The sequence below is a fragment of the Cupriavidus sp. 291-E7 genome, assembly GCF_057798835.1.
On the sequence record NZ_JBYOJV010000011.1, the window covers coordinates 53,076 to 73,643 of the forward strand.

General features: G+C 65.0%; 17 protein-coding genes and 1 tRNA gene. 9 read left to right on the forward strand and 9 right to left on the reverse strand.

All coding sequences use genetic code 11. From position 1 onward, the window contains the following. Nucleotides 1–61: 61 nt before the first annotated feature. The 6 genes from AC3FLX_RS19970 to AC3FLX_RS19995 form a co-directional block, all read right to left on the reverse strand. Nucleotides 62–148, reverse strand: a tRNA-Leu gene (locus AC3FLX_RS19970). A 209-nt stretch (nt 149–357) separates the two neighbouring features. Next, the gene (locus AC3FLX_RS19975) at nt 358–1,683 is read right to left on the reverse strand and encodes an MFS transporter (protein WP_488699042.1); all 1,326 of its coding nucleotides are present in this window, start codon (nt 1,681–1,683) and stop codon (nt 358–360) included. 115 nt (nt 1,684–1,798) lie between these two features. Then, complete coding sequence (locus tag AC3FLX_RS19980) at nt 1,799–3,121, reverse strand: amidase (RefSeq protein ID WP_488699043.1); 1,323 nt, start codon at nt 3,119–3,121, stop codon at nt 1,799–1,801. 8 nt (nt 3,122–3,129) lie between these two features. After that, nucleotides 3,130–3,807, reverse strand: coding sequence for a DUF2848 domain-containing protein (locus AC3FLX_RS19985; protein ID WP_488699044.1), 678 nt, complete (start codon nt 3,805–3,807; stop codon nt 3,130–3,132). Between the two features lie 35 nt (nt 3,808–3,842). Further along, complete coding sequence (locus tag AC3FLX_RS19990) at nt 3,843–4,538, reverse strand: GntR family transcriptional regulator (RefSeq protein WP_488699045.1); 696 nt, start codon at nt 4,536–4,538, stop codon at nt 3,843–3,845. 264 nt (nt 4,539–4,802) lie between these two features. Next, nucleotides 4,803–6,050: a Zn-dependent hydrolase gene (locus tag AC3FLX_RS19995; protein ID WP_488699046.1), complete on the reverse strand. Its 1,248-nt coding sequence runs from the start codon at nt 6,048–6,050 to the stop codon at nt 4,803–4,805. Between the two features lie 260 nt (nt 6,051–6,310). Between AC3FLX_RS19995 and AC3FLX_RS20000 the strand changes: the two genes are divergently transcribed. From AC3FLX_RS20000 to AC3FLX_RS20030, 7 genes are all read left to right on the forward strand, one after another. Continuing rightward, nucleotides 6,311–7,888, forward strand: a complete 1,578-nt coding sequence (locus AC3FLX_RS20000) for an ABC transporter substrate-binding protein (protein WP_488699179.1) — start codon at nt 6,311–6,313, stop codon at nt 7,886–7,888. A 97-nt stretch (nt 7,889–7,985) separates the two neighbouring features. Next, nucleotides 7,986–8,936, forward strand: a complete 951-nt coding sequence (locus tag AC3FLX_RS20005) for an ABC transporter permease (protein WP_488699047.1) — start codon at nt 7,986–7,988, stop codon at nt 8,934–8,936. Nucleotides 8,937–8,959: 23 nt separating this feature from the next. Then, nucleotides 8,960–9,847 carry an ABC transporter permease gene (locus AC3FLX_RS20010; protein WP_488699048.1) on the forward strand — a complete coding sequence of 296 codons (888 nt, stop codon included), beginning with the start codon at nt 8,960–8,962 and terminating at the stop codon, nt 9,845–9,847. A 2-nt stretch (nt 9,848–9,849) separates the two neighbouring features. After that, nucleotides 9,850–10,923 carry an ABC transporter ATP-binding protein gene (locus AC3FLX_RS20015; RefSeq protein ID WP_488699049.1) on the forward strand — a complete coding sequence of 358 codons (1,074 nt, stop codon included), beginning with the start codon at nt 9,850–9,852 and terminating at the stop codon, nt 10,921–10,923. A 17-nt stretch (nt 10,924–10,940) separates the two neighbouring features. After that, nucleotides 10,941–11,969, forward strand: coding sequence for an ABC transporter ATP-binding protein (locus AC3FLX_RS20020; RefSeq protein ID WP_488699050.1), 1,029 nt, complete (start codon nt 10,941–10,943; stop codon nt 11,967–11,969). A gap of 35 nt (nt 11,970–12,004) precedes the next feature. Then, a complete protein-coding gene (locus AC3FLX_RS20025) occupies nt 12,005–13,195 on the forward strand; it encodes an amidase (protein ID WP_488699051.1) in 1,191 nt (396 codons plus the stop codon). 53 nt (nt 13,196–13,248) lie between these two features. Beyond that, nucleotides 13,249–13,662, forward strand: a complete 414-nt coding sequence (locus AC3FLX_RS20030) for a DUF3830 family protein (protein WP_488699052.1) — start codon at nt 13,249–13,251, stop codon at nt 13,660–13,662. Between the two features lie 17 nt (nt 13,663–13,679). Here AC3FLX_RS20030 and AC3FLX_RS20035 read toward each other — a convergent pair whose 3' ends face one another. Next, the gene (locus tag AC3FLX_RS20035; protein WP_488699053.1) at nt 13,680–14,537 is read right to left on the reverse strand and encodes an NmrA family NAD(P)-binding protein; all 858 of its coding nucleotides are present in this window, start codon (nt 14,535–14,537) and stop codon (nt 13,680–13,682) included. Between the two features lie 117 nt (nt 14,538–14,654). Between AC3FLX_RS20035 and AC3FLX_RS20040 the strand changes: the two genes are divergently transcribed. Together AC3FLX_RS20040 and AC3FLX_RS20045 are read left to right on the forward strand one after the other, a co-directional pair. Further along, nucleotides 14,655–15,572, forward strand: a complete 918-nt coding sequence (locus AC3FLX_RS20040; RefSeq protein ID WP_488699054.1) for a LysR family transcriptional regulator — start codon at nt 14,655–14,657, stop codon at nt 15,570–15,572. A 43-nt stretch (nt 15,573–15,615) separates the two neighbouring features. Continuing rightward, a complete protein-coding gene (locus AC3FLX_RS20045) occupies nt 15,616–15,852 on the forward strand; it encodes a hypothetical protein (protein ID WP_488699055.1) in 237 nt (78 codons plus the stop codon). 66 nt (nt 15,853–15,918) lie between these two features. Here AC3FLX_RS20045 and AC3FLX_RS20050 read toward each other — a convergent pair whose 3' ends face one another. Further along, nucleotides 15,919–19,032 (reverse strand): efflux RND transporter permease subunit, encoded by a 3,114-nt coding sequence (locus AC3FLX_RS20050; RefSeq protein WP_488699056.1) that lies wholly within the window; start codon nt 19,030–19,032, stop codon nt 15,919–15,921. Between the two features lie 9 nt (nt 19,033–19,041). Next, nucleotides 19,042–20,232 carry an efflux RND transporter periplasmic adaptor subunit gene (locus tag AC3FLX_RS20055; protein WP_488699057.1) on the reverse strand — a complete coding sequence of 397 codons (1,191 nt, stop codon included), beginning with the start codon at nt 20,230–20,232 and terminating at the stop codon, nt 19,042–19,044. Nucleotides 20,233–20,568 lie beyond the last annotated feature (336 nt).

Sequence of the window (20,568 nt, forward strand, 5' to 3'; positions counted from 1 at the left end):
CCGCGAACCCTTGTATTACCGTGGGTTGCGGCGTTTTTGGGTGCCGTGTGGCTTTGGTATTTGGTGCGAGGGAGGGGACTCGAACCCCTACACCATTGCTGGCGTCAGGACCTAAACCTGGTGCGTCTACCAATTTCGCCACCCTCGCAGTCCTGGAACCGGGTCCGCAAAGCAAAAAAGGCGGCTCGAACTGCCCGCCTTTCCTTCTTCGTGGCTTGCTTGGCGCATGGTGCGCCGGAATCCGGTTCGTGCCGCTGGCGTAACTTCCGTCGGCGGCTCAATAAGGAAGCGGATTGTAGCGCAAGGCGAACAGGGAATCCAGCCCCCTGCCCGCCCGCCTGACAATCCCCGCCGCAATCACTGCCGGGCGCGAATGAAGGCGATCACCAGCACGGTTGCGCAGGCCTCCAGGGCCGCCACGAAATACAGACCCGACGACAGCCGGCCGGTCGTGGTCTTGAACCAGCCGATCATGTATGGCGCCACAAAACCGGCCAGGTTGCCGATCGAATTGATCAGCGCGATGCCCCCGGCGGCGGCCGTGCCGGCCAGGAAGGCCGACGGCAGCGACCAGAACACCGGGAATGCAGCCAGGATGCCAATCGACGCTACGGTCAGCGCCACCAGGGCCAGTACGGCGCTGTGCAGCCAGAGTCCGGTCAGCGTCAGGCCCACCGCCGCCAGCAGCGTGGCCAGCGCGCAGTGCATGCGGCGCTCGCCGGTGCGGTCCGAATGGATGCCGTTCAGCACCATCGCAATCGTGCCTGCCACAAACGGGATGGCCGAGACCAGGCCGATCTGCAGATTGCCTTGCACGCCCAGTTCCTTGATGATCGACGGCGACCAGAACGCGATCGTTGCATTGCCGCTCACCACGCAAAAATAGATTGCCGCGCAGATCCACACACGAGCATTGGCAAATGCGTCCCGGAGCGCCGAGTGCTTGGCCGGATCGCGCGATTCGCTCTCGATGTCGCGCGTGACGATGTCCTGCTCCCGCTGCGTCAGCCACTTGGCGTTGACCGGCTTTTCCGGCAGGTACATCAGCACGGCAATACCGGCCAGCACCGACGGAATACCCTCGATCACGAACAGCCATTGCCAGTTGGCCAGGCCATCCACTCCGTCCATCGTGCTCATGATGAACCCGGCAAGCGGGCCGCCAATCACGCCTGCGATCGCGAACGAAGTCATGAACAGGCCATTGATCCGCGCGCGGCGGGCGGCCGGGAACCAGTAGGTCAGGTACAGCACCACGCCGGGGAAGAAGCCCGCCTCGAAGATGCCCAGCAGAAAGCGCAGCGCGTAGAACTGCGTCGGCGTCTTCACGAAGATCATCGCCATCGAGGCCAGGCCCCACAGGATGGTGATCCGCGCCAGCGTCTTGCGCGCACCGATCTTTTCAAGCAGCAGGTTGCTCGGTACTTCGAACAGGAAGTATCCGATGAAGAAAATCCCCGCGCCCAGCCCGTACACGGCTTCGCTGAACTGTAGGTCCTGCAGCATCTGCAGCTTGGCAAAGCCCACGTTGACGCGGTCGATCCAGGCCAGGATGAACAGGAATACGAGGAACGGAATCAGGCGCACGGTGATCTTGCGGTACGCCTCGTTGCGCTGCTGCGCCAGTTCCGCGGGCGGCAGGTTCTCCAGGGCGCTCGGGGCGCCGGTCATCACGGAAGACATCGGTGACTACTCCTTGGGTGTGGTTGGCGGGGCTTCGCTACGTTGGCGAAGCCCTCTCGCTGGGCGCTGTGCTGGCGCATGCGGTGGCCGTGGAATTCCGGCCGGTATTACGTGGCTACTGCAGGGCCTGCTCGATGGCCGCGGACACTTGCAGCACCCGTGCGTCGGCGCCATGCAAGCCGCAGACACCCAGGCCCATGCCCTCGCCCATCGGCAACGACGCCGCACAGCCGTCGAGGAAATTGATGACGCTCGGATTGCGCAGGACCAGGCCGTTGATCGCGAAGAAGTCTTCATCGCGTTCGAGGGCGTCCAGACGCGGCGGACGTATCGCCACGCTCGGCATCAGCCATGCATCGGCGTCACGCAGCAGGTTGGCGGCACGTTGCTGCATCGCGCGGCGCTCGCCGAGCAATACGATGTAATCGGTGGCGCTCAGCTTCTCGCCACGGCGGATGCGTTGCGCCACGCGCTGGTCGTACTGGTCGCCCTTCCCTTGCAGCAGCGCGCGATGCCAGGTCCATGCCTCGGCAGCCGTCAGGCCGCCAGCAGCGTTGATCTCCGGCAATCGGCGCAACTCGGGAAATGCGAACTCGACGATCTGCGCGCCCCGTGCCGACAGCTTCGCCAGCGTGGCTTCAAACGCCTGCGCCACTTCGGCTTCCACGCCGTCGAATACGAAGTCTCGCGTCACGTAGAAGCGCAAGCCGCGCAGGTCGGCAGCGCGAGTGTCGAGCGTCTCGCCGCTCAGCACGGCGTCCACGGCCGCGCAGCACGCCACCGAGCGCGCCAGCGGGCCGGCCGAGTCGAGCGATGTCGACAGCGGCACGGCGCCGTCCAGCGGCACGCGGCGCGCCGTCGGCTTGAAGCCGGTCAATCCGCAGAACGCGGACGGAATGCGGATCGAGCCACCCGTGTCGGTGCCCAGCGCGGCCACGGCCATCTGCTCCGCCACGCTCACTGCGCCGCCCGATGTCGATCCGCCGCTGATGCGGTCCGGGTCGAACGGGGTGCGCGGCGTGCCGTAATGGGGATTCAGCCCCAAGCCGGAAAACGCGAACTCGCTCATATTGGTGCGGCCAATCAGCACGGCACCCGCTGCGCGCAGTCGCGCCACGGCTGGTGCGTCGGCCTGCGCCGGAGCGCTACCGTCCAGCGCCTTGGAGCCGGCGCGCGTCACCTGACCTCGCACATCGAACAGATCCTTGATCGATACCGGCAAGCCGGCCAACGGCGACGCCACATAGCCAGCCGCACGCGCCTGGTCGGCGGCATGGGCCTGTGCGAGTGCGCCCTTGGCGTCGACGCTCATGAACGCGGTGCCGCCCGCCTTGATATGGCGGTCGATATTGGCCAGCGCGTCTTCCGTCAGCGCGACACTGGTGGTGCGTCCCGCTGCCAGCGCGGCAGCCAGTTCGGCAATGGTCGGGGCTGTCATGGCCGCACTCATTCGGCAACGGCCAGCGTTTCCACGCGATAAGCGTGGCGCAGGCTGCGATTCAGCACGGGATCATGCAGTTCCACCTCGAACGACTCGCCGTGACCCATCTCGCCGATCACGGCCTGCGTGCCGCAGAACATCGCGGTGCCCGGCGGCAGTTGCGATTCGCCGGTCAGGCGTTCGATCAGGTCGCGCGGGTCCAGCAGTCGCGTGACCTTGCCTTCCTGGTACAGCGCGCGCTGGCCGTCACGGACGCGCCAGCAGCGCATTTCCAGAACGTCCCAGTGATCGGCCACCTCGTCGAAGCGCCATACGTCACGGCCCATCGGCTTGGCGCACATCTGCTTCGATACGGTCACGTCATACGCTTCGACCTTGCGGTCGGTGTGGTCCGAGCCGATGCCCACGTACAGCGCATCGGCGTCCTGCAGCAGCACAAATTCGGTCTCGCCCGATGAATCGTCGCGCGGTACTTCGAGCACGTCATCGGTGGTCAGCAGTTGGGCGGCCAGCGGATAGAACGTCGGCACGCTGGCGGGCGGCTTCACGCCAATGGCCTTCAGTTCGTCGATATGGTGCTGGACGGCTTCCATGTCGCGGCCGGTCCAGCCGGCGATGATCAGTCGTTCGATGTCGAGGGCGAGCGCGCCCCCGCCGGCTACCTTGAGATGCAGTGTCGGCATTGCGTACTACCTTTGTTACGAGGGAAAAGTTCGGGTCAGAGTGTCCGGATGATGTTCTTCCGGAATTCGTCGATGTGTTCGCGGATGGCCTCGCGCACTGCCGGTACGTCGCGCCGCTCCAGGGCGTCGACGATCTCCAGATGCTCCTGGTAGACGTTCTCCAGGTGCTGCGGATCGGACAGCGAGAGGAACCAGAAGCGCGCCTGTTTCTCGTGCAGGCCGCGCAGCAGTTCGGCCAGCACGCGGTTGCGCGACGCGGCGGACATGGCGGTATGGAACTTCAGGTCCAGCGATGCCAGCGCGGGAATATCGCGGCGGGCAATCAGCTCGGGCGAACGGTCGACGATGTCACGCATCGCCTTGAAATCGCTGTCGTGGCCGCGCTCGCAAGCCAGCGTGGCGCACAGCACCTCGTTGGTGGCGCGCACTTCGATCATGTCGAGCACTTCGTTCAGGGACAGCGGCGTGACCAGCACGCCCTTGCGCGGCAGGATCGACACCAGCCCTTCCACTTCCAGCCGATGCAGGGCCTGGTGTACCGGCGTGCGGCCCAGACCGATCAGGGCGGCCACCTGGGCTTCATTCAGCGGCTCGCCCGGGCGGAATTCGCACGAAATGATGCGGCGCTTGATTTCGGTATAAGCCTGCTCGCGCATGGCCGCGCCACTTTGGGCGGGCGTGGGCACGGCGGGTGCGTCGGCGCTGCCGACGAGACGGATTGGATTGGCCACGAGATGGAACTGACAGCGTCAGCGTCTGCGTTGAAGTTGTTGTGATACTAGTGTGATATTTCACTGTACACAACCGCCAATCTCATAGGGGTAAACACCAAGCAGCGGGAGGTGACGCCACTTCACGCCGTGCCACGTGATGGTTCATGCCTTGGTGCAAGGTCCGGCCATCGTGGTGCATGGGCCGGCTTGCACGGCAAAAAGACCGGGCGACTCGTCGCCAGCGGCGCTGCGTCACCCGGCATTACCCAGCGTTTCCCAGCGTTAGCGGGCGTGCTCCAGCATCGCCTGCAGCAATACGTTGGCGCCAGCCTCGATATGCTCGGGCAGTGCGTCCTCCAGTTCGTTATGGCTGATGCCGTCCTTGCACGGCACGAAAATCATGCCCGCCGGCGCGCGCTGCGCGACGTACACGGCGTCGTGCCCCGCTCCACTGACCACATCCATATGCGGCAAGCCCAGCGACGCCGCCGCGCGCCGGACGCTGTCCACGCATGCCTGCGCAAACTGGCAGGGTTCGAACTTGACGACCTGACGCACCACGACGGTGACCGCGGCCGCGTCGGCTATGCCCGCAAACGCGGCACGCATGGCGGCATCCATGCGATCGAGTCCGTCCTGCGACAGGTTGCGAAAATCCACGGAGAAATCGACGCGGCCGGGAATCACGTTGCGCGAATTGGGCGTGACCTCGACAAAACCCACGGTGCCGCGCCCATGCGGCGCCTCGTCCCGCGCGATGCGGTTGACCGCCTCGATCATGCGCGCCGAGGCCAGCATCGCATCGTGTCGCAACGCCAGCGGCGTGGGGCCAGCATGGGCGTCCTGGCCGGTGACGGTCACGTCGTACCACTGCTGGCCGAGCGCGCCCGTGACCACGCCAACGGGCAGACCTGCCGCCTCCAGCACCGGCCCCTGCTCGATATGCGCTTCGAAGTAGGCCGCATACATGCCGCCCGGCACCACGCCAGCGGGGTGCGCGCCGCGATAGCCGATCGCCTGCAGCGCATCGCCCACGCTGACACCTTCACGGTCCTGCTGCGCATGAGCGAAACCGGCGTCGAAAACGCCCGCAAACACGCCCGAACCCATCATCACCGGCGTGAAGCGCGTGCCTTCCTCGTTGGTCCAGAACGCCACCTCCAGGGGCGCGCGCGTGGCGACGCCCAGGTCATTGAGCGTGCGCATGACCTCCAGCCCCGCGAGCACGCCGAAATTGCCGTCGAATTTTCCGCCCGATGGCTGCGTATCGATATGGCTGCCGGTTGCCACGGCCGGCGCATCGGGATCGGTGCCGGCGCGGCGCGCAAAGACGTTGCCTATCTCATCCACGCGCACGTCGAGTCCGGCATCGCGGCACCACTGCACGACCAGGTCGCGCCCCCGGCGGTCTTCCTCGGTCAGCGCAATGCGGCACACGCCGCCCTTGGGCGTGGCGCCGATCGCGCCCAGGTCCATCAGCGATTGCCACAGGCGAGCGCCATTGATGCGGGGAGTGAATTTCGGATCCATGTTTGTGTTGTCTGCGGTCAGTGAACATCGAGCCTGGATCGAGCAAGAAGCAGACCACGGCCGTGGATGGTGCATGGCTACTGGCACATCACTTGCTAGACCGAACGTTGACTGCACATCGTTCATCGCTTCCCCTTCCACCATCAGGAGCCCTGCCTGTGAATCCCTTCAAGTCCTCCCGCGTGAATGGTTTTTCTGCCGCCGTCCGTTCGCTCCCGGCAGCCGTCGCGCTGTCGCTGCTGATCCTGCCCGGCGTGGCGATGGCAGACAAGACGCTGCGCATCGGCATGACCGCGGCCGACATTCCGCGCACACTCGGCCAGCCCGACCAGGGCTTCGAGGGCAACCGCTTCACCGGCATCCCGATGTACGACGCGCTGACCGCATGGGACCTGTCCAAGAGCAACGGACCGAGTCTGCTGACGCCGGGCCTCGCCACCGAATGGAAGGTCGACGACAAGGACAAGACGAAGTGGACATTCAAGCTGCGGCCGGGCGTGAAATTCCACGACGGCTCACCGTTCAACGCCGACGCCGTGGTCTGGAACGTCAACAAGGTGCTCGACAAGACGGCAAAGCAGTTCGACCCGAGCCAGGTGGGTGTCACCGCCTCGCGCATGCCCACACTGCGCGGCGCGAAGAAGATCGACGACATGACCGTGGAGCTGGTCACGTCCGAGCCGGATTCGTTCCTGCCTTACAACCTGTCGAACCTGTTCATGGCGTCGCCTACGCAATGGGAGAAGAAGCTGGCCGCCGTGCCCGCATCGGTGACGGACCCGGCCGAGCGCACCAAGCAGGCATGGGTGGCGTTCGCCGCCGATGCGTCGGGCACCGGACCGTTCAAGATGACGAAGTTCGTACCGCGCGAGCGCCTGGAGCTGGCAAAGAACGCCACATACTGGGACAGCAAACGCACGCCGAAGATCGACAAGGTCGTGATGGTGCCGATGCCCGAGGCCAACGCCCGCACGGCGGCGCTGCTATCGGGCCAGGTCGACTGGATCGAGGCGCCCGCGCCTGACGCGATCGCGCAGATCAAGAGCCGTGGCTTCGAGGTCTACGCCAACGCCCAGCCACATATGTGGCCGTGGCAGCTTTCGTTCGCGCCCAACTCACCGTGGCTGGACAAGCGCGTGCGCCAGGCCGCCAACCTGTGCGTGAACCGCGCGGGCCTGAAGACGCTGCTGGGCGGCTACATGGCCGAGGCGAAGGGCATTGTCGAAGCCGGCAACCCGTGGTGGGGCAATCCGAAGTTCGACATCAAGTACGACCCCAACGCGGCGCGCAAGCTGATGAGCGAAGCCGGCTACTCGGCCGCCAAGCCGGTCAAGGTCAAGGTGCAGATATCGGCGTCGGGGTCCGGCCAGATGCAGCCGCTGCCGATGAACGAATACGTGCAGCAGAACCTCAAGGAGTGCTTCTTCGACGTGGACTTCGACGTCGTGGAATGGAACACGCTGTTCACGAACTGGCGGATCGGCGCGAAGGACGCCAGCGCGCATGGCACCAACGCGATCAACGTCAGCTTTGCCGCGATGGACCCGTTCTTCGCAATGGTGCGCTTTGTCAGCACCAAGACGCAGCCGCCGGTATCGAACAACTGGGGCTACTTCGGCAATGCCGAGTTCGACAAGCTGATTGAAAACGCCCGTACCTCGTTCGGCGAGAAGGACCGCGACGCCGCGCTCGCCAAGCTGCACGCGCGCATCGTCGAGGAATCGCCCTTCGTGCTGATCGCCCACGACGTAGGCCCGCGCGCGATCTCGAAGAAGGTCAAGGGCGTGGTGCAACCGCAGAGCTGGTTCATCGATATCGCGACGATGTCGATGGATTGAGTCCGCGGTTGAATCGCTCCGCTCCCCTCTCCCGCGCCACGGGAAAGGGGAGCCGTATCGAATTGTCGTCGCAATCCCCACAAGCCGGCTCCAGACCATGACTTACCTGCTCCGCCGCATCGTGTATGCGCTGCCGATCCTGCTTGGGGTCGCCCTGCTCTGCTTCTCGCTGGTCCATATCGCGCCCGGCGATCCGCTTGTATCTGTGCTGCCGCCCGACGCATCCGAGGAATTGCGGCGTCAGCTAACCGCGCTGTATGGCTTCGACAAGCCCTTCTTCGAGCAATTTCTTCACTGGCTGGTGCGCGCGTTGCATGGCGACCTTGGCACCTCGATCGCAACGAACCGCCCGGTCATGTCGGAAGTTTCGACGGCAGTGGTCAACTCGATCCGGCTGGCAGCACTTGCCACGCTGATCGGCTTCACGTTCGGCTGCCTGTTTGGCTTTGTGGCTGGCTACTTGCGCGATTCGGTACCCGACCGCATCGCGTCATTCCTGTCCGTGCTGGGCGTCAGCATCCCTCACTACTGGCTCGGCATGGTGCTGGTGATTGCATTCTCGGTCTTGCTCGGCTGGTTGCCTGCCACCGGCGCGGGCCCCGGCGGATCGAACGACTGGGCATGGGATTGGGAACACATCCAGTACATGGTGCTGCCGGCGGTGACGATGTCGGTGATTCCGATGGGCATCGTGGCGCGCACCATCCGCGCGCTGGTGGCGGAAATCCTCTCCAATGAATTTATCGTCGGCCTGCGCGCACGCGGGCTATCCGATCTGGCCGTGTTCCGCCACGTGGTCAAGAACGTGGCCCCCACCGCGCTATCGGTAATGGGGCTGCAGCTCGGTTATCTGCTCGGTGGTTCGATCCTGATCGAGACCGTGTTCTCGTGGCCGGGCACCGGCTTCTTGCTCAACTCCGCGATCTTCCAGCGCGACTTCCCGCTGCTGCAGGGCACGATCCTGGTGCTGGCCGTCTTCTTCGTGATGCTGAACCTGCTGGTCGATGCGTTGCAGACGCTGTTCGATCCCCGAATTCAACGCAACTGAGCAACGGAACCAAGGATGCCGGCATGGAAATGACATTGAACAAGGCCGTTGCGCCACTGCCCGTGGAGCGGTCGCCCGGCTACTGGGCCACCGTGGGCCGTCGCCTGCTGCGTAACAAGCTCGCGATGATCGCGGCGCTGGTCCTGCTTGCGCTGATCGTGATGGCGATCTTCGCGCCCGCGCTCATGCCAGCCGACCCATATGCATCCTCGATCCTCAAGCGGCTGAAGCCGATCGGGTTCGAGGGCTATCCGCTCGGCACCGACGAGCTGGGCCGCGACATGCTGTCGCGTCTCATGCTCGGTGCGCGCCTGTCACTGTTCATGGGCATCACGCCCGTGCTGCTGGCCTTTGTGATCGGCAGCGCCATCGGCATCGTGGCAGGCTACGCAGGTGGCTGGACCAATACCATCATCATGCGTCTGACCGACATCCTCTATGCGTTTCCGTCGGTGCTGCTGGCTATTGCGTTGTCCGGCACGCTGGGCGCCGGTGTGGGTAACGCGCTGCTGTCGCTGACCATCGTATTCGTGCCCCAGATCGTGCGCGTGGCCGAGAGCGTGACCACGCAGGTACGCAACCGCGAATTCGTCGACGCGGCGCGGGCATCGGGCGCATCGCCGCTGACCATCGTGCGCGCGCACGTTCTCAACAACGTGCTCGGTCCGATCTTCGTCTACGCCACCAGCCTGATCTCGGTGTCGATGATCCTGGCCTCGGGGCTGTCGTTCCTGGGTCTCGGCGTCAAGCCGCCAGAGCCCGAATGGGGCCTGATGCTGAACACGCTGCGCACGGCCATCTACACGCAGCCGTGGGTGGCCGCGCTGCCCGGCGCCATGATTTTCATGACATCGATCTCGTTCAACCTGCTGGCCGATGGCATCCGCTCGGCAATGGAAATCAAGGAGTGAGCATGACCGAGACGCCAATGTCCCCAGCGCCGGACGATGTCGGCGGCCCTGCCCAGCCGCTGGTCATCGCCCGCGATCTGGTCAAGCACTTTCCGCTGAAGTCGGCAATCCCGTTCCGTCCGGGCGACGTCGTTCGTGCGGTCGATGGCGTCAGCTTCGACGTGCTGAAGGGCGAAACGCTCGGCGTGGTGGGCGAGTCGGGCTGCGGCAAATCCACCACGGCGCGCCTGCTGATGCAACTGACCCCGCACGACAGCGGCGAGCTGATCTTCGACGCGCAGGGCGTGGGGTCGCCGCAATTGCCGATGAAGGCGTTCCGCAGCCAGGTGCAGATGGTGTTCCAGGACAGCTATTCGTCGCTGAATCCGCGGCTGACGATCGAGGAATCGATTGCATTTACACCGCGCGTGCATGGCGTGCCGCCGAAGGAAGCCACCGAACGCGCGCGCTATCTGCTCGACCGTGTGGGACTGGAACCCAGACGATTTGCCGGGCGCTATCCGCATGAGCTGTCGGGCGGGCAACGCCAGCGTGTAAATATCGCCCGCGCCTTGGCGCCTCGGCCACGGCTCGTGATTCTGGACGAAGCGGTTTCCGCGCTCGACAAATCGGTGGAGGCACAGGTGCTGAACCTGTTGCTCGATCTCAAGGCCGAATTCGACCTGACCTACGTGTTCATCAGCCACGACCTCAACGTGGTCCGCTACCTCTGCGACCGCGTGATGGTGATGTATCTCGGCAAGGTGGTCGAAGTCGGCCATACCGAATCGGTCTATGCCAACCCCGCGCACCCGTACACCCGCGCCCTGCTGGCGTCGATGCCGTCGATGGACCCCGATCACCGTACGCTGGCCGCGCCATTGGCCGGAGATCCGCCGAACCCCATCAACCCGCCGTCTGGCTGCAGCTTCCATCCGCGCTGCGCGCGCGCCGAGCCGGTTTGCGAACGCCGCAAGCCCGTGCTGTCCGATCAGCTCGCCGGTCATCCCGTATCCTGCCTGATGGCGATGCCCGATGGCGGTCATTCGCTGCCCTTGCGCCGCATGGCGCCGGGCCTGCACACCGCCACGCCCTGAATTCGCGGGAGATCAAGATGTCCACTACCTCCACTACCGCTACCGTCGCCTCGGCCACGACTCCCGCCGTGTCGGTGCGCGATCTGCGGGTCACGTTCTCGGGCGGCGGCAAGACGATCCAGGCCGTGAATGGCGTATCGCTCGACGTCGCACCCGGTGAAGCCGTGGCGCTGATCGGTGAATCGGGCTCCGGCAAGAGCGTGACACTGCGCGCCCTGATGCGTCTGCATCCACCGCGCCGCACTACGATGTCCGGAGACATCCGCGTCGATGGCGCCGAAGTGCTCAAGCTCGACAAACGCGCGCTGGCACGCCTGAGGGGCGGCACCATCGCGATGGTGTTCCAGGAGCCATTGCTGGCACTCGATCCGGTCTATACCGTCGGGCAGCAGATCGTCGAATGTATCCGCACGCACCGCAAGGTATCTAAGCCGGAGGCGAAGGCGCTGGCCCTGAAGGCGCTGGAAGCGGTACGGATTCCCAGCCCGGAGCGCCGCCTGGCCGCCTATCCGCACGAGATGTCGGGCGGCATGCGGCAGCGCGCGATGATTGCGCTGGCGCTGTCCGCGCAACCGAAGATCCTGCTGGCCGACGAACCGACCACAGCGCTCGATGCCACGGTGCAGATCCAGGTGCTGATCCTGCTGCGCGAACTGCAGCGCGAGCTGGGCCTGTCGATTGTCTTCGTCACGCATGACATCGGCGCGGCCGTGGAGATCGCCGACCGCGTGGCGGTGATGTACGGCGGCCGCATCGTGGAGGAAGGCCCGATCCGCACGCTGATGCGCGAGGCGCGCCATCCCTACACCATCGCGCTGCTGCAAAGCCGCCAGCACGGTATGGATCGCGGCCAAAGGCTGCAAACGATCGGCGGCGCGCCGCCCGACCTGTCGGCATTGCCACCGGGCTGCACATTTGCGCCGCGCTGTTCGCACGCGCGTGCCGAATGTATGGCTGAAGTGCCGCGTGCCGTGTCGCTCGGCAACCACCACCACGTCAGCTGCATACTGGTGTCCGAACCGGCCTCCAGCGAATGCGCGGCATGACCTTAGAACACCCTCCTACAAGGAAACTGAGCACCATGAGCCTGGCCACCCATCCCGCCCGCGCGTTCCTGCCATATCCCGACGCGGCGGTACCGAATGCAACCAGCGGTCCGCTGCGGGGCCTGACTTTCGCGGTCAAGGATCTGTTTGACGTGGCGGGGTATCCGACCGGTGGCGGCAATCCTCACGTCCTGGCGCGCTCGGGCATCAAGACCGTCACGGCGCCCACCGTGCAGAAGCTGCTGGACGCCGGCGCCACGTTCGTCGGCAAGGTGCACACCGACGAACTGGCCTTTTCCATGAACGGCCAGAACCATCATTACGGCGGCCCGTACAACGGCGCGGCGCCGGATCGCATCACGGGCGGATCGTCGTCCGGGTCCGCATCGGCAGTCTCCAACAGCCTCAGCGACTTCGCACTGGGCACCGACACGGGCGGGTCCGTGCGCGCGCCGGCCAGCCACTGCGGGCTGTTCGGCATTCGTCCGACGCACGGGCGTATCTCGCTGCAACATTGCATGCCGCTCTGCGAGTCGCTCGACACCTGCGGCTTCTTCGCGCGCGACATTGCCACGTTCGCACGCGTGGCCGATGTGTTGTTCGGCACCGATGGCGACCCACTGCCGGCCGCGCCGAAACTGCTGCTGGCCGCCGATCTGTTCGAACTGCCCACACCGGAAGCCCGCGCGGCGCTGGCGCCGACGGTGGCGCGCCTCGAAGCCATCCTCGGCAAGGCCAGCCCCGTGGACGTGGCCGACCGGCCGCTGTCGGACCTGTACTGGGCGTTCCGCTACGTGCAGGGGTGGGAAGCGTGGCAGGCCCAGGGCGCGTTGATCGAAAACTATGGATTGCAGCTCGGACCCGACGTGGCGGGCCGCTTCGCGTTCAGCAAGGGCGTGACCCCGGCGCAGTTCGAGCAATCGACTGCCGTGCGCCGCGAATTCACCGCGCATCTGGGCCGTCTGCTTGGCCACGACAGCATTCTGGTGCTGCCGACCATGCCCGACATCGCCCCGCTGCGCACGACGCCGATGGAAGCGCTGGAAAGCTATCGCACCACCGCGGCGCACACGCTGTGTCTGACGCCGCTGTCCGGGTTTCCGCAGCTCAACCTGCCATTGTCCGGCCGCGACGGCGCGCCGCTGGGCATTTCGCTGATCGGGCCGAAAGGTAGCGACCGGAGTCTGATTGCCGTGGCACAGACGTTGATGACAGCGCTGGCTTGAGCCGGTTTTGGCATAAGATGGACTGGCCCTCAACCGAACGCATTCAGAACGATATGACCCGACTCCGCATCACCGCCGCCGGCTATACCTTCATCGCCGAAACCCACCCAGACGCGCCCGAGACCGTCGCAGCCTTCTCCAAGCTCCTGCCCTACCGCCAGAAGCTGATCCATGTGCGCTGGAGCGGCGAAGGCTGCTGGATTCCGCTTGGCGAGTTCAAGCTCGGGGTCGGCTTCGAGAATCACACGAGCCATCCGTCCGTCGGCGACATCCTGTTCTACCCAGGCGGATACAGTGAAACGGAGATCATCCTGGCCTATGGCAGCTGCTGCTTCGCCAGCAAGATGGGCCAGCTCGCCGGCAACCACTTCCTGACCATCGTCGAAGGCAAGGAAAACCTGCGCGCACTAGGCACCAAGGTGCTCTGGGAAGGCGCGCAGGATGTGGTGTTTGAACTGGCCGAATAGCCCACGCTCGCCCGCGCTCAATCCCTGCGGGCGGCCAACCCTTCCAGCACGGCTTGCAGCGGCAGGCTGCCCTTCCGGGTTTCGCCCTCGAACCGGATCCAGCCCGCGTTGAAGCCGTCGAGCATCTGCGCACGTGGCAGCGGATTGCGCATGCCTTGTGCGCGAAACAGGTCTTCCCAGCTGTGGCGCGGCACTTCGCGCGCCCGCACCGGCTTGCCCAGTAACGCCGAAAGCGCGGCGGCGATATCGAGCGGGCTAACGCGCGCCGGGCCTTCAAGCTCCACTACGCGCACGCCCTGCCAGTCCTCCTGCAGCAGCGCGGCGGCTGTCCGCCCGACGTCGGCCGTAGCCACCATCGGCACGGGCTTGTCCAGCGGCTGTAAATAGCTGTCAATCACACCGGTGACCTGGGCTGGCTCGATGTCCCAGAGCGTGTTTTCCATGAACCAGCCCGCGCGCAGGAACGCTACCGGCATCGGCAAGGTGCCTAGCGCCGCCTCAAGCAGCGAAAGCTGATTCAGCAGATTGGGCTGCCGGGCCTGCGCGCCAATCGTCGACAGGCACACGACGCGCTTTGGCCGGGCCGCCAGCAACGCCGCCCGGATCGCCCCGATCATCGCGCGTGACTCGGGAAAGCCTTCCGTTGGATCGAAGTTCGGTGGCAGCAGAATGAACGCGGCTGCCGCCCCGTCAAAGGCGCGAATCAATGCCTGCTCGTCATGCATCGCCGCCAGTGCGACTTGGCAGCCCTGATCGGCCCAGGTCTTGCCCTTTGCCTCGTTGCGCACGATTGCGCGCACATCCCGACCGGCCGCCAGCAGCGCCAACGCCACAACACTGCCTACCTGTCCCGTGATTCCGGTTACCGCGTACATGGTTCTCTCCTGTCTGATGCGGCACGAAGCGCGCCGCGGTGACCGAATTCTGGTCGACGGCACCGCTTTACGCGATAACATGGCGGTCACTTGATTGATGACTGCGTAGCATCGACGATGAATTTCGACGCGCGGATTCTGGATGGCATTGGCGTGGTCATGGCGATCGTGGACAACGGCAGTTTCGTGCGCGCGTCCGAAACGCTCGACATGACGCAATCGGGGGTCAGCCGCGCCGTAGCCAGACTGGAGGCACGGCTTGGCATCCGGATCTTCGACCGCACCACACGTTCCGTGACGCTGACCGACGAAGGGCGACGCTTCCACGAAGAGGTCACGCCGCTGCTGGCGCAACTGGAGGAAGTCACAAGCGCCGCTTCACGCGGTGTGAGCGCGGTACGTGGCAGGCTGCGCGTCAATATCGACCCGTACTTCTCCAGGCTTGTGCTCGGGCCGCGCCTGGGCCAGTTCGTGGAGGATCACCCGAACCTGACCCTCGATCTGGTCACCCGCGACACGTTGGGAGATATGGTGGCCGACGGCTTCGACGTGGCCTTCCGCTTCGGCCATCCGCGCAACGCGACGCTGGTGGCGCGCAAACTGATGGATGCGCGTGTCGTCACGCTCGCCGCGCCGTCATACCTGAAACGTCACGGCAGGCCGCGTGTGCCGGCCGATCTCGAAACATCCGCGCATACGTGCATCCACTTCCGCGACCCTGAAACCGGCCGCCCTTTTTCGTGGGAATTCTGGCAAGGCAAAATGCAGCAGGTGGTGCAGGCCAATGGCCGGCTAGTGGTCAACGAGGGCGGGACCATGCACAGTGTCTGCGTGGCCGGGCACGGGATATGCCAGACACTGGAATACGGTGCGCAGGCACTGATCGACGAAGGCAAACTTGTGAAGATCCTGACCGACTGGGGCGACGAGACTTTTCCGCTCTACGCGCTATACCCGTCGCGCCAGCATCTGCCTGCCAAGGTGCGCGCCTTCGTCGACTTTGTGGTTGGCATCTGCGGCGGCCAGGCCGCGTGAGATCGAGGATGACAAAAAAGATGACACAAAAGAGGGGCACGACATGTACATGATCTACTGGACCGAGGCCACCACCGAAGGGATGGCGCCTCACGCACAGTCGTTTCCCGGCGACGCGCTCAAGGACGCGCTGCAGCTTGCGGAAGCGCTGCGCCGCCGGCAGTTTGCGGGCGAGCCGGTCAGCTTTGTCACGCTTTGCTCGGAGAACCCGAATTCGGTTGGCAAACCCGGTGCGGCCGATCCGCCGGCGGACTATGAATGGAAAAAGCGCCGACCCTGAGCGGGGTCGGCGCCAATGTTCGGTGGGGCCTTAGGTGGAGCCTTCGGTGAGACCGTTACTCCGCCACTAACCCGCCATTACCCCGCGCTCATCCTCCTCCGGCGGCTTCACACGGAACCAGGTTGCGTAAAGCGCCGGCAGGAACAGCAGCGTCAGCACGGTGGCAACCACCAGGCCACCCATGATCGCCACCGCCATCGGCCCCCAAAACGTGGAGCGCGATAGCGGAATCATCGCCAGAACCGCCGCGGCTGCGGTCAGGATGATCGGCCGGAATCGACGTACCGCCGACTCGACGATGGCATGCCACGGTGGCAGCCCGGACTTGATGTCCTGCTCGATCTGGTCCACCAGAATCACCGAGTTGCGGATGATCATGCCCAGCAGCGCCGTGATGCCAAGTTGCGCGACAAATCCCATCGGGGAGTGCAACAGCAGCAGCGTGGCGGCGGCGCCGATCAGTCCAAGCGGCCCGGTCAGGAACACCATGACGGCGCGCGAGAAGCTGTGCAACTGCAGCATCAGCAGCGTGAAGATGATGAAGATGCAAAGTGGCAGCTGGGCAGCAATCGATGCACCGGCCTTGCCGCTTTCCTCCTCGGCACCCGCAACGGTGATACGGTAGCCCGCCGGCAAGGTGGCACGGATCGGATCGAGCTTCGGGTTGACCTGCGCGGTGACCGTCGGCCCCTGAATGCCATCAACGATATCGGATTGCACTGTGATACCGAAATCGCGGTTCTCGCGCCAGATCACACCCGGCTCGGACTTCAGCGTCACGCGCGCAACCTGCGTCAGCGGCACCGCACGCCCGCTACTGGTGGGCACCAGCACGTTATTCAGGTCGGACATCGTGTCACGCTCGCTGCGCGGCGTGCGCATGACGATGTCGATCAGTTTGTCGGCGTCGCGGTATTGCCCCACCGGCACACCGGTCAACACGGCCTGGGTGGCCCGCGCAATGGCATTGGTCGTCACGCCCAGCGCGCGCGCCTTGTCCTGATCCAGCTCCAGGCGCAGCATCTTGACGTTCTCGTTCCAGTTGTCGTTGACGCCAACGGTGTTGGGGTTGTCGGCCATGATGGCGCGCACCTGGTCCGCCACCTTGCGCACACCGGCGGCGTCAGGCCCGATCACGCGAAACTGGACTGGATACTGCACGGGCGGCCCGTTGGGCAGCAGCTTCACGCGCCCGCGCAGTTGCGGAAACTCGGTCGCCAGCACGCGCTCAATGCGCTTGCGCAAGGCATCGCGCGCCTCCACGGTCACCGGCATCACAATGGCCTGCGCCACGTTCGATTGCGGGAAGATCTGGTCCAGCGGCAGATAGAAACGCGGCGACCCGTTTCCGACGAACGACGTCACGCTTTCCACCGCCTTGTCGCGGCGCATGGCGACCTCGAACCGCTTGGTAATCGCTTCGGTCTCGGCAAACGCGGTGCCTTCCGGCATCCACAGCTCCACCATCAGCTCGGGGCGGCTGGAATCCGGGAAGAATTGTTTTTCGACGTACTTGAACGCCAGCAGACCCAACGCAAACGCCACCAGCGTCACGACAATAACGGTCTTGCGCCAGGTGACGCACCAGTTCACGAGCTTACGAAAGCGCGCATAGAACGGCGTGTCGAATACCTCGTGATGGCCGCCATCGTTCGGGCGCGTTTTCAGGATCAGGTAGCCCAGGTACGGCGTGAAATAGACCGCCGCGAGCCACGACAGCACCAGCGCCAGCGACGTGACCGCAAAGATCGCGAACGTGTACTCGCCCACGGTGGAACGGGCCAGACCCACGGGCAGGAACCCCGCAGCCGTGATCAGCGTACCCGTCAGCATCGGCATGGCCGTGGAGGTATAGGCGAAGGTGGCCGCCTCCATCTTCGAGAAACCCTCCTCGAGCTTGCGCACCATCATCTCCACCGCGATGATGGCATCGTCCACCAGCAGCCCGAGCGCAATGATCAGCGCGCCCAGCGATATCTTGTGCAAGCCGATCCCGAAGATATTCATGAACAGGAACGTCACGGCGAGCACCAGCGGAATGGTCAGTGCCACCACCAGGCCAGGCCGCACGTCCAGCCGCAGCGGCTTGGTATGCAGGCCGAGCGCCACAAAGCTCACACCCAGCACGATCACCACGGCTTCGATCAGCACGTGCACGAATTCGCCGACGCTGCGTTTGACGGCCTGGGGCTGGTCCTGCACCTGATCCATCTCGATGCCCACCGGCAACTGGCCTCGCAGCCCATCCGTCACGCGGCGCAACTCCTTGCCGAGCGCGATGATGTCGCCGCCCTTCTCCATCGAAATACCCAGCCCGATCACTTCCTTGCCGTTGAAGCGCATCTTGCTGACGGGCGGATCGACATAGGCGCGATAGACATGCGCGATGTCGCCAAGGCGGATGTTGGCAATACCGTTGGGGCCGCGCAGCACCAGGTTCTTCAGGTCATCCACATCGCCAAGCTGGCCCGTGACGCGCACCTGCAGGTTGTCGGTCGGGGTCACCAGCACGCCGCTGCCCGTGGGGTTGTTCTGCTCTGAAATCTGGTTGGCGATGGCGTTGATATCGAGTCCCAGCTGGGCAAAGCGCGTCTGATTGAACTCGATGAAGATCTTTTCGTCCTGCAGCCCCAGCAGCGTGACCTTGGCTACGGCCGGGATGCGCAGCAGTTCCTGCCGCACCAGGTCGGCGTATTCGCGCAGTTCCTTGTAGTTGAAGCCGTCGGCGGACAACGCGTAGATGGATCCGTAGACATCGCCGAACTCGTCGTTGTAAAACGGTCCGCGCACGCCCTGCGGCAGCGTCTGCTGGATATCGCCGATCTTCTTGCGCACCGTGTACCAGATCTGCGCGATGTCCTTGGACGGCGCGTTATCGGCCAGCTGAAAGATCACCGTGGTTTCGCCAGGCTTGGAGAAGCTGCGGATCTTGTCGGCGTATGGCACCTCCTGCAGCTGCCGCTCGATCTTGTCGGTCACCTGCACGGCAATCTGCTCCGCCGTGGCGCCGGGCCAGAACGCCTGCACCACCATCACGCGGAACGTGAATGGCGGGTCTTCGTCCTGACCAAGCTGGAAGAACGCCAGCAGGCCACCCAGCAGCAGCACCACCAGCAGGTAACGCGTCAGCGGCTGGTGCTCGAGAGCCCAGCGCGACAGGTTGAAACGCGAATGTTCCATGCGCCGCCCTCAGCCCAGGCGGCGATCGAGGGCGCCCATCTGCGCGCCCGGATTTGAAGCCGGCTGGGCCGGCGCCACGTTCTGCATCGGCTTGACCTTTTGCCCGGCCTTGAGCAGGTGCACGCCAGCCGTGACGATGGTCTGACCGGGCGCCAGGCCCTGGCGCACTTCGATCAGGTTGCCCTGCGCGTCGCCCAGGGTCACCGGCACGGGCTTGACTGTGCCGGTGCCGCCCTGGCCGGCCTGATAGATCCATACGTGGCTGGTGCCCTTGTCCTGCAGCAGCGCGGTCAGCGGAATCCGGATCGTGCTGGCATCGCCCGCGCGCGTGAACGACACCACGGCGGTCATGCCGATACGCAGGTCCGCTGGCGGGTTCGGAATGCTGACGCGCGTTGGATACGTGCGCGTCACGGGGTCGGCCGCGCCTGAAATTTCGCGCACCCGGCCCGGCAGCAAGCGGTCCGGATCTGACCAGGTGTGAACGGCGACGTCGGTAATGCCACGCAGCATGTCGACCTGGTCCTCGGGCAGGCCGATGGCCACTTCCTTTTCGGCGGTCTGGGCCACGCGGATCACGGGCTGGCCGGGCGTGACGACCTGACCGACCTCGGTATCGACGGCGGTGACCACGCCATCCGCATCGGCCGTCAGCACGGCGTAGCCGGTCTGGTTCGACTGGTTGCGCAGGTTCGCCTGCGCCTGGTCTAGTCTCGAAGCGGCCGAGTCGAAGGTGGCCTGACGCCGGTTCAGTTCGGCGGCGCTGATGAAGTTCTTGGCAGCCAGTTCCTTGTAGCGCTTGAGATCGGCGGCCGCGAGATCGCGATCGGTTTTCGCCGCCTCATACTGGGCCCGCGCACCCGATTCGGCCAGCGCCAGGTCGGTGGGGTCCAGGCGCGCCAGCGGTTGTCCCTTTCGCACGGTGGCGCCCACGTCCACCAGACGGGCCGAAATCTTGCCGCCGACGCGGAAACCGAGGCGCGATTCGATGCGCGGCCGCACCTCTCCCGAGAATTCAAACGCCGTCTTGCCGGCCGACGGACTGAGCTGCATGACACGCACCGGCCGTACGTCCTCCACCGGTTCGGCTTTCTTGCCACAGCCGCTCAGCGCCAGCAGCCCGGCCGCGGCCAGCAACCCAAGCGCCACCCTGGCCGTCCGCGCGCGGTTGCGCGGCGCGGGCACGGCATGGCGTGACATGGTGAGGACCTGAACTTCAGCGGCCGCAACTTCCGGCCCGGCGTATTGCACTGGCATGGACAAGCGTGTTGAGTCGGTGGAAAGGATGAAGCTGAATAATCTGCACTACAGAGATACTGCGCGGCCGCTTGGCCGTGAGGGGCTGCTCCGGGCACCTCTTGACTGGGTGCCTCCATGCTGACTGCGGCCGATCGTCGGATATCGGCCGGGAAATAAATAACTTTGCGGTCAGTAATATAGCGATCCGTCCAGAGTGCGTCAAACGGCGGATGACGAACGGGCATATTTGGCGACAAAACGCCGACTCCCCGGCGTGGCCTGCACCCCGCCGGCGCC

Excerpts from the sequence above, each read along its gene's own strand:
- AC3FLX_RS19975 (WP_488699042.1), bottom strand. The coding sequence starts at position 1,683 with ATGTCTTCCGTGATGACCGGCGCCCCGAGCGCCCTGGAGAACCTGCCG.
- AC3FLX_RS19980 (WP_488699043.1), bottom strand. The coding sequence starts at position 3,121 with ATGACAGCCCCGACCATTGCCGAACTGGCTGCCGCGCTGGCAGCGGGA.
- AC3FLX_RS19985 (WP_488699044.1), bottom strand. The coding sequence starts at position 3,807 with ATGCCGACACTGCATCTCAAGGTAGCCGGCGGGGGCGCGCTCGCCCTC.
- AC3FLX_RS19995 (WP_488699046.1), bottom strand. The coding sequence starts at position 6,050 with ATGGATCCGAAATTCACTCCCCGCATCAATGGCGCTCGCCTGTGGCAA.
- AC3FLX_RS20000 (WP_488699179.1), top strand. The coding sequence starts at position 6,311 with ATGGCAGACAAGACGCTGCGCATCGGCATGACCGCGGCCGACATTCCG.
- AC3FLX_RS20005 (WP_488699047.1), top strand. The coding sequence starts at position 7,986 with ATGACTTACCTGCTCCGCCGCATCGTGTATGCGCTGCCGATCCTGCTT.
- AC3FLX_RS20010 (WP_488699048.1), top strand. The coding sequence starts at position 8,960 with ATGGAAATGACATTGAACAAGGCCGTTGCGCCACTGCCCGTGGAGCGG.
- AC3FLX_RS20015 (WP_488699049.1), top strand. The coding sequence starts at position 9,850 with ATGACCGAGACGCCAATGTCCCCAGCGCCGGACGATGTCGGCGGCCCT.
- AC3FLX_RS20020 (WP_488699050.1), top strand. The coding sequence starts at position 10,941 with ATGTCCACTACCTCCACTACCGCTACCGTCGCCTCGGCCACGACTCCC.
- AC3FLX_RS20025 (WP_488699051.1), top strand. The coding sequence starts at position 12,005 with ATGAGCCTGGCCACCCATCCCGCCCGCGCGTTCCTGCCATATCCCGAC.
- AC3FLX_RS20030 (WP_488699052.1), top strand. The coding sequence starts at position 13,249 with ATGACCCGACTCCGCATCACCGCCGCCGGCTATACCTTCATCGCCGAA.
- AC3FLX_RS20035 (WP_488699053.1), bottom strand. The coding sequence starts at position 14,537 with ATGTACGCGGTAACCGGAATCACGGGACAGGTAGGCAGTGTTGTGGCG.
- AC3FLX_RS20040 (WP_488699054.1), top strand. The coding sequence starts at position 14,655 with ATGAATTTCGACGCGCGGATTCTGGATGGCATTGGCGTGGTCATGGCG.
- AC3FLX_RS20045 (WP_488699055.1), top strand. The coding sequence starts at position 15,616 with ATGTACATGATCTACTGGACCGAGGCCACCACCGAAGGGATGGCGCCT.
- AC3FLX_RS20050 (WP_488699056.1), bottom strand. The coding sequence starts at position 19,032 with ATGGAACATTCGCGTTTCAACCTGTCGCGCTGGGCTCTCGAGCACCAG.
- AC3FLX_RS20055 (WP_488699057.1), bottom strand. The coding sequence starts at position 20,232 with ATGTCACGCCATGCCGTGCCCGCGCCGCGCAACCGCGCGCGGACGGCC.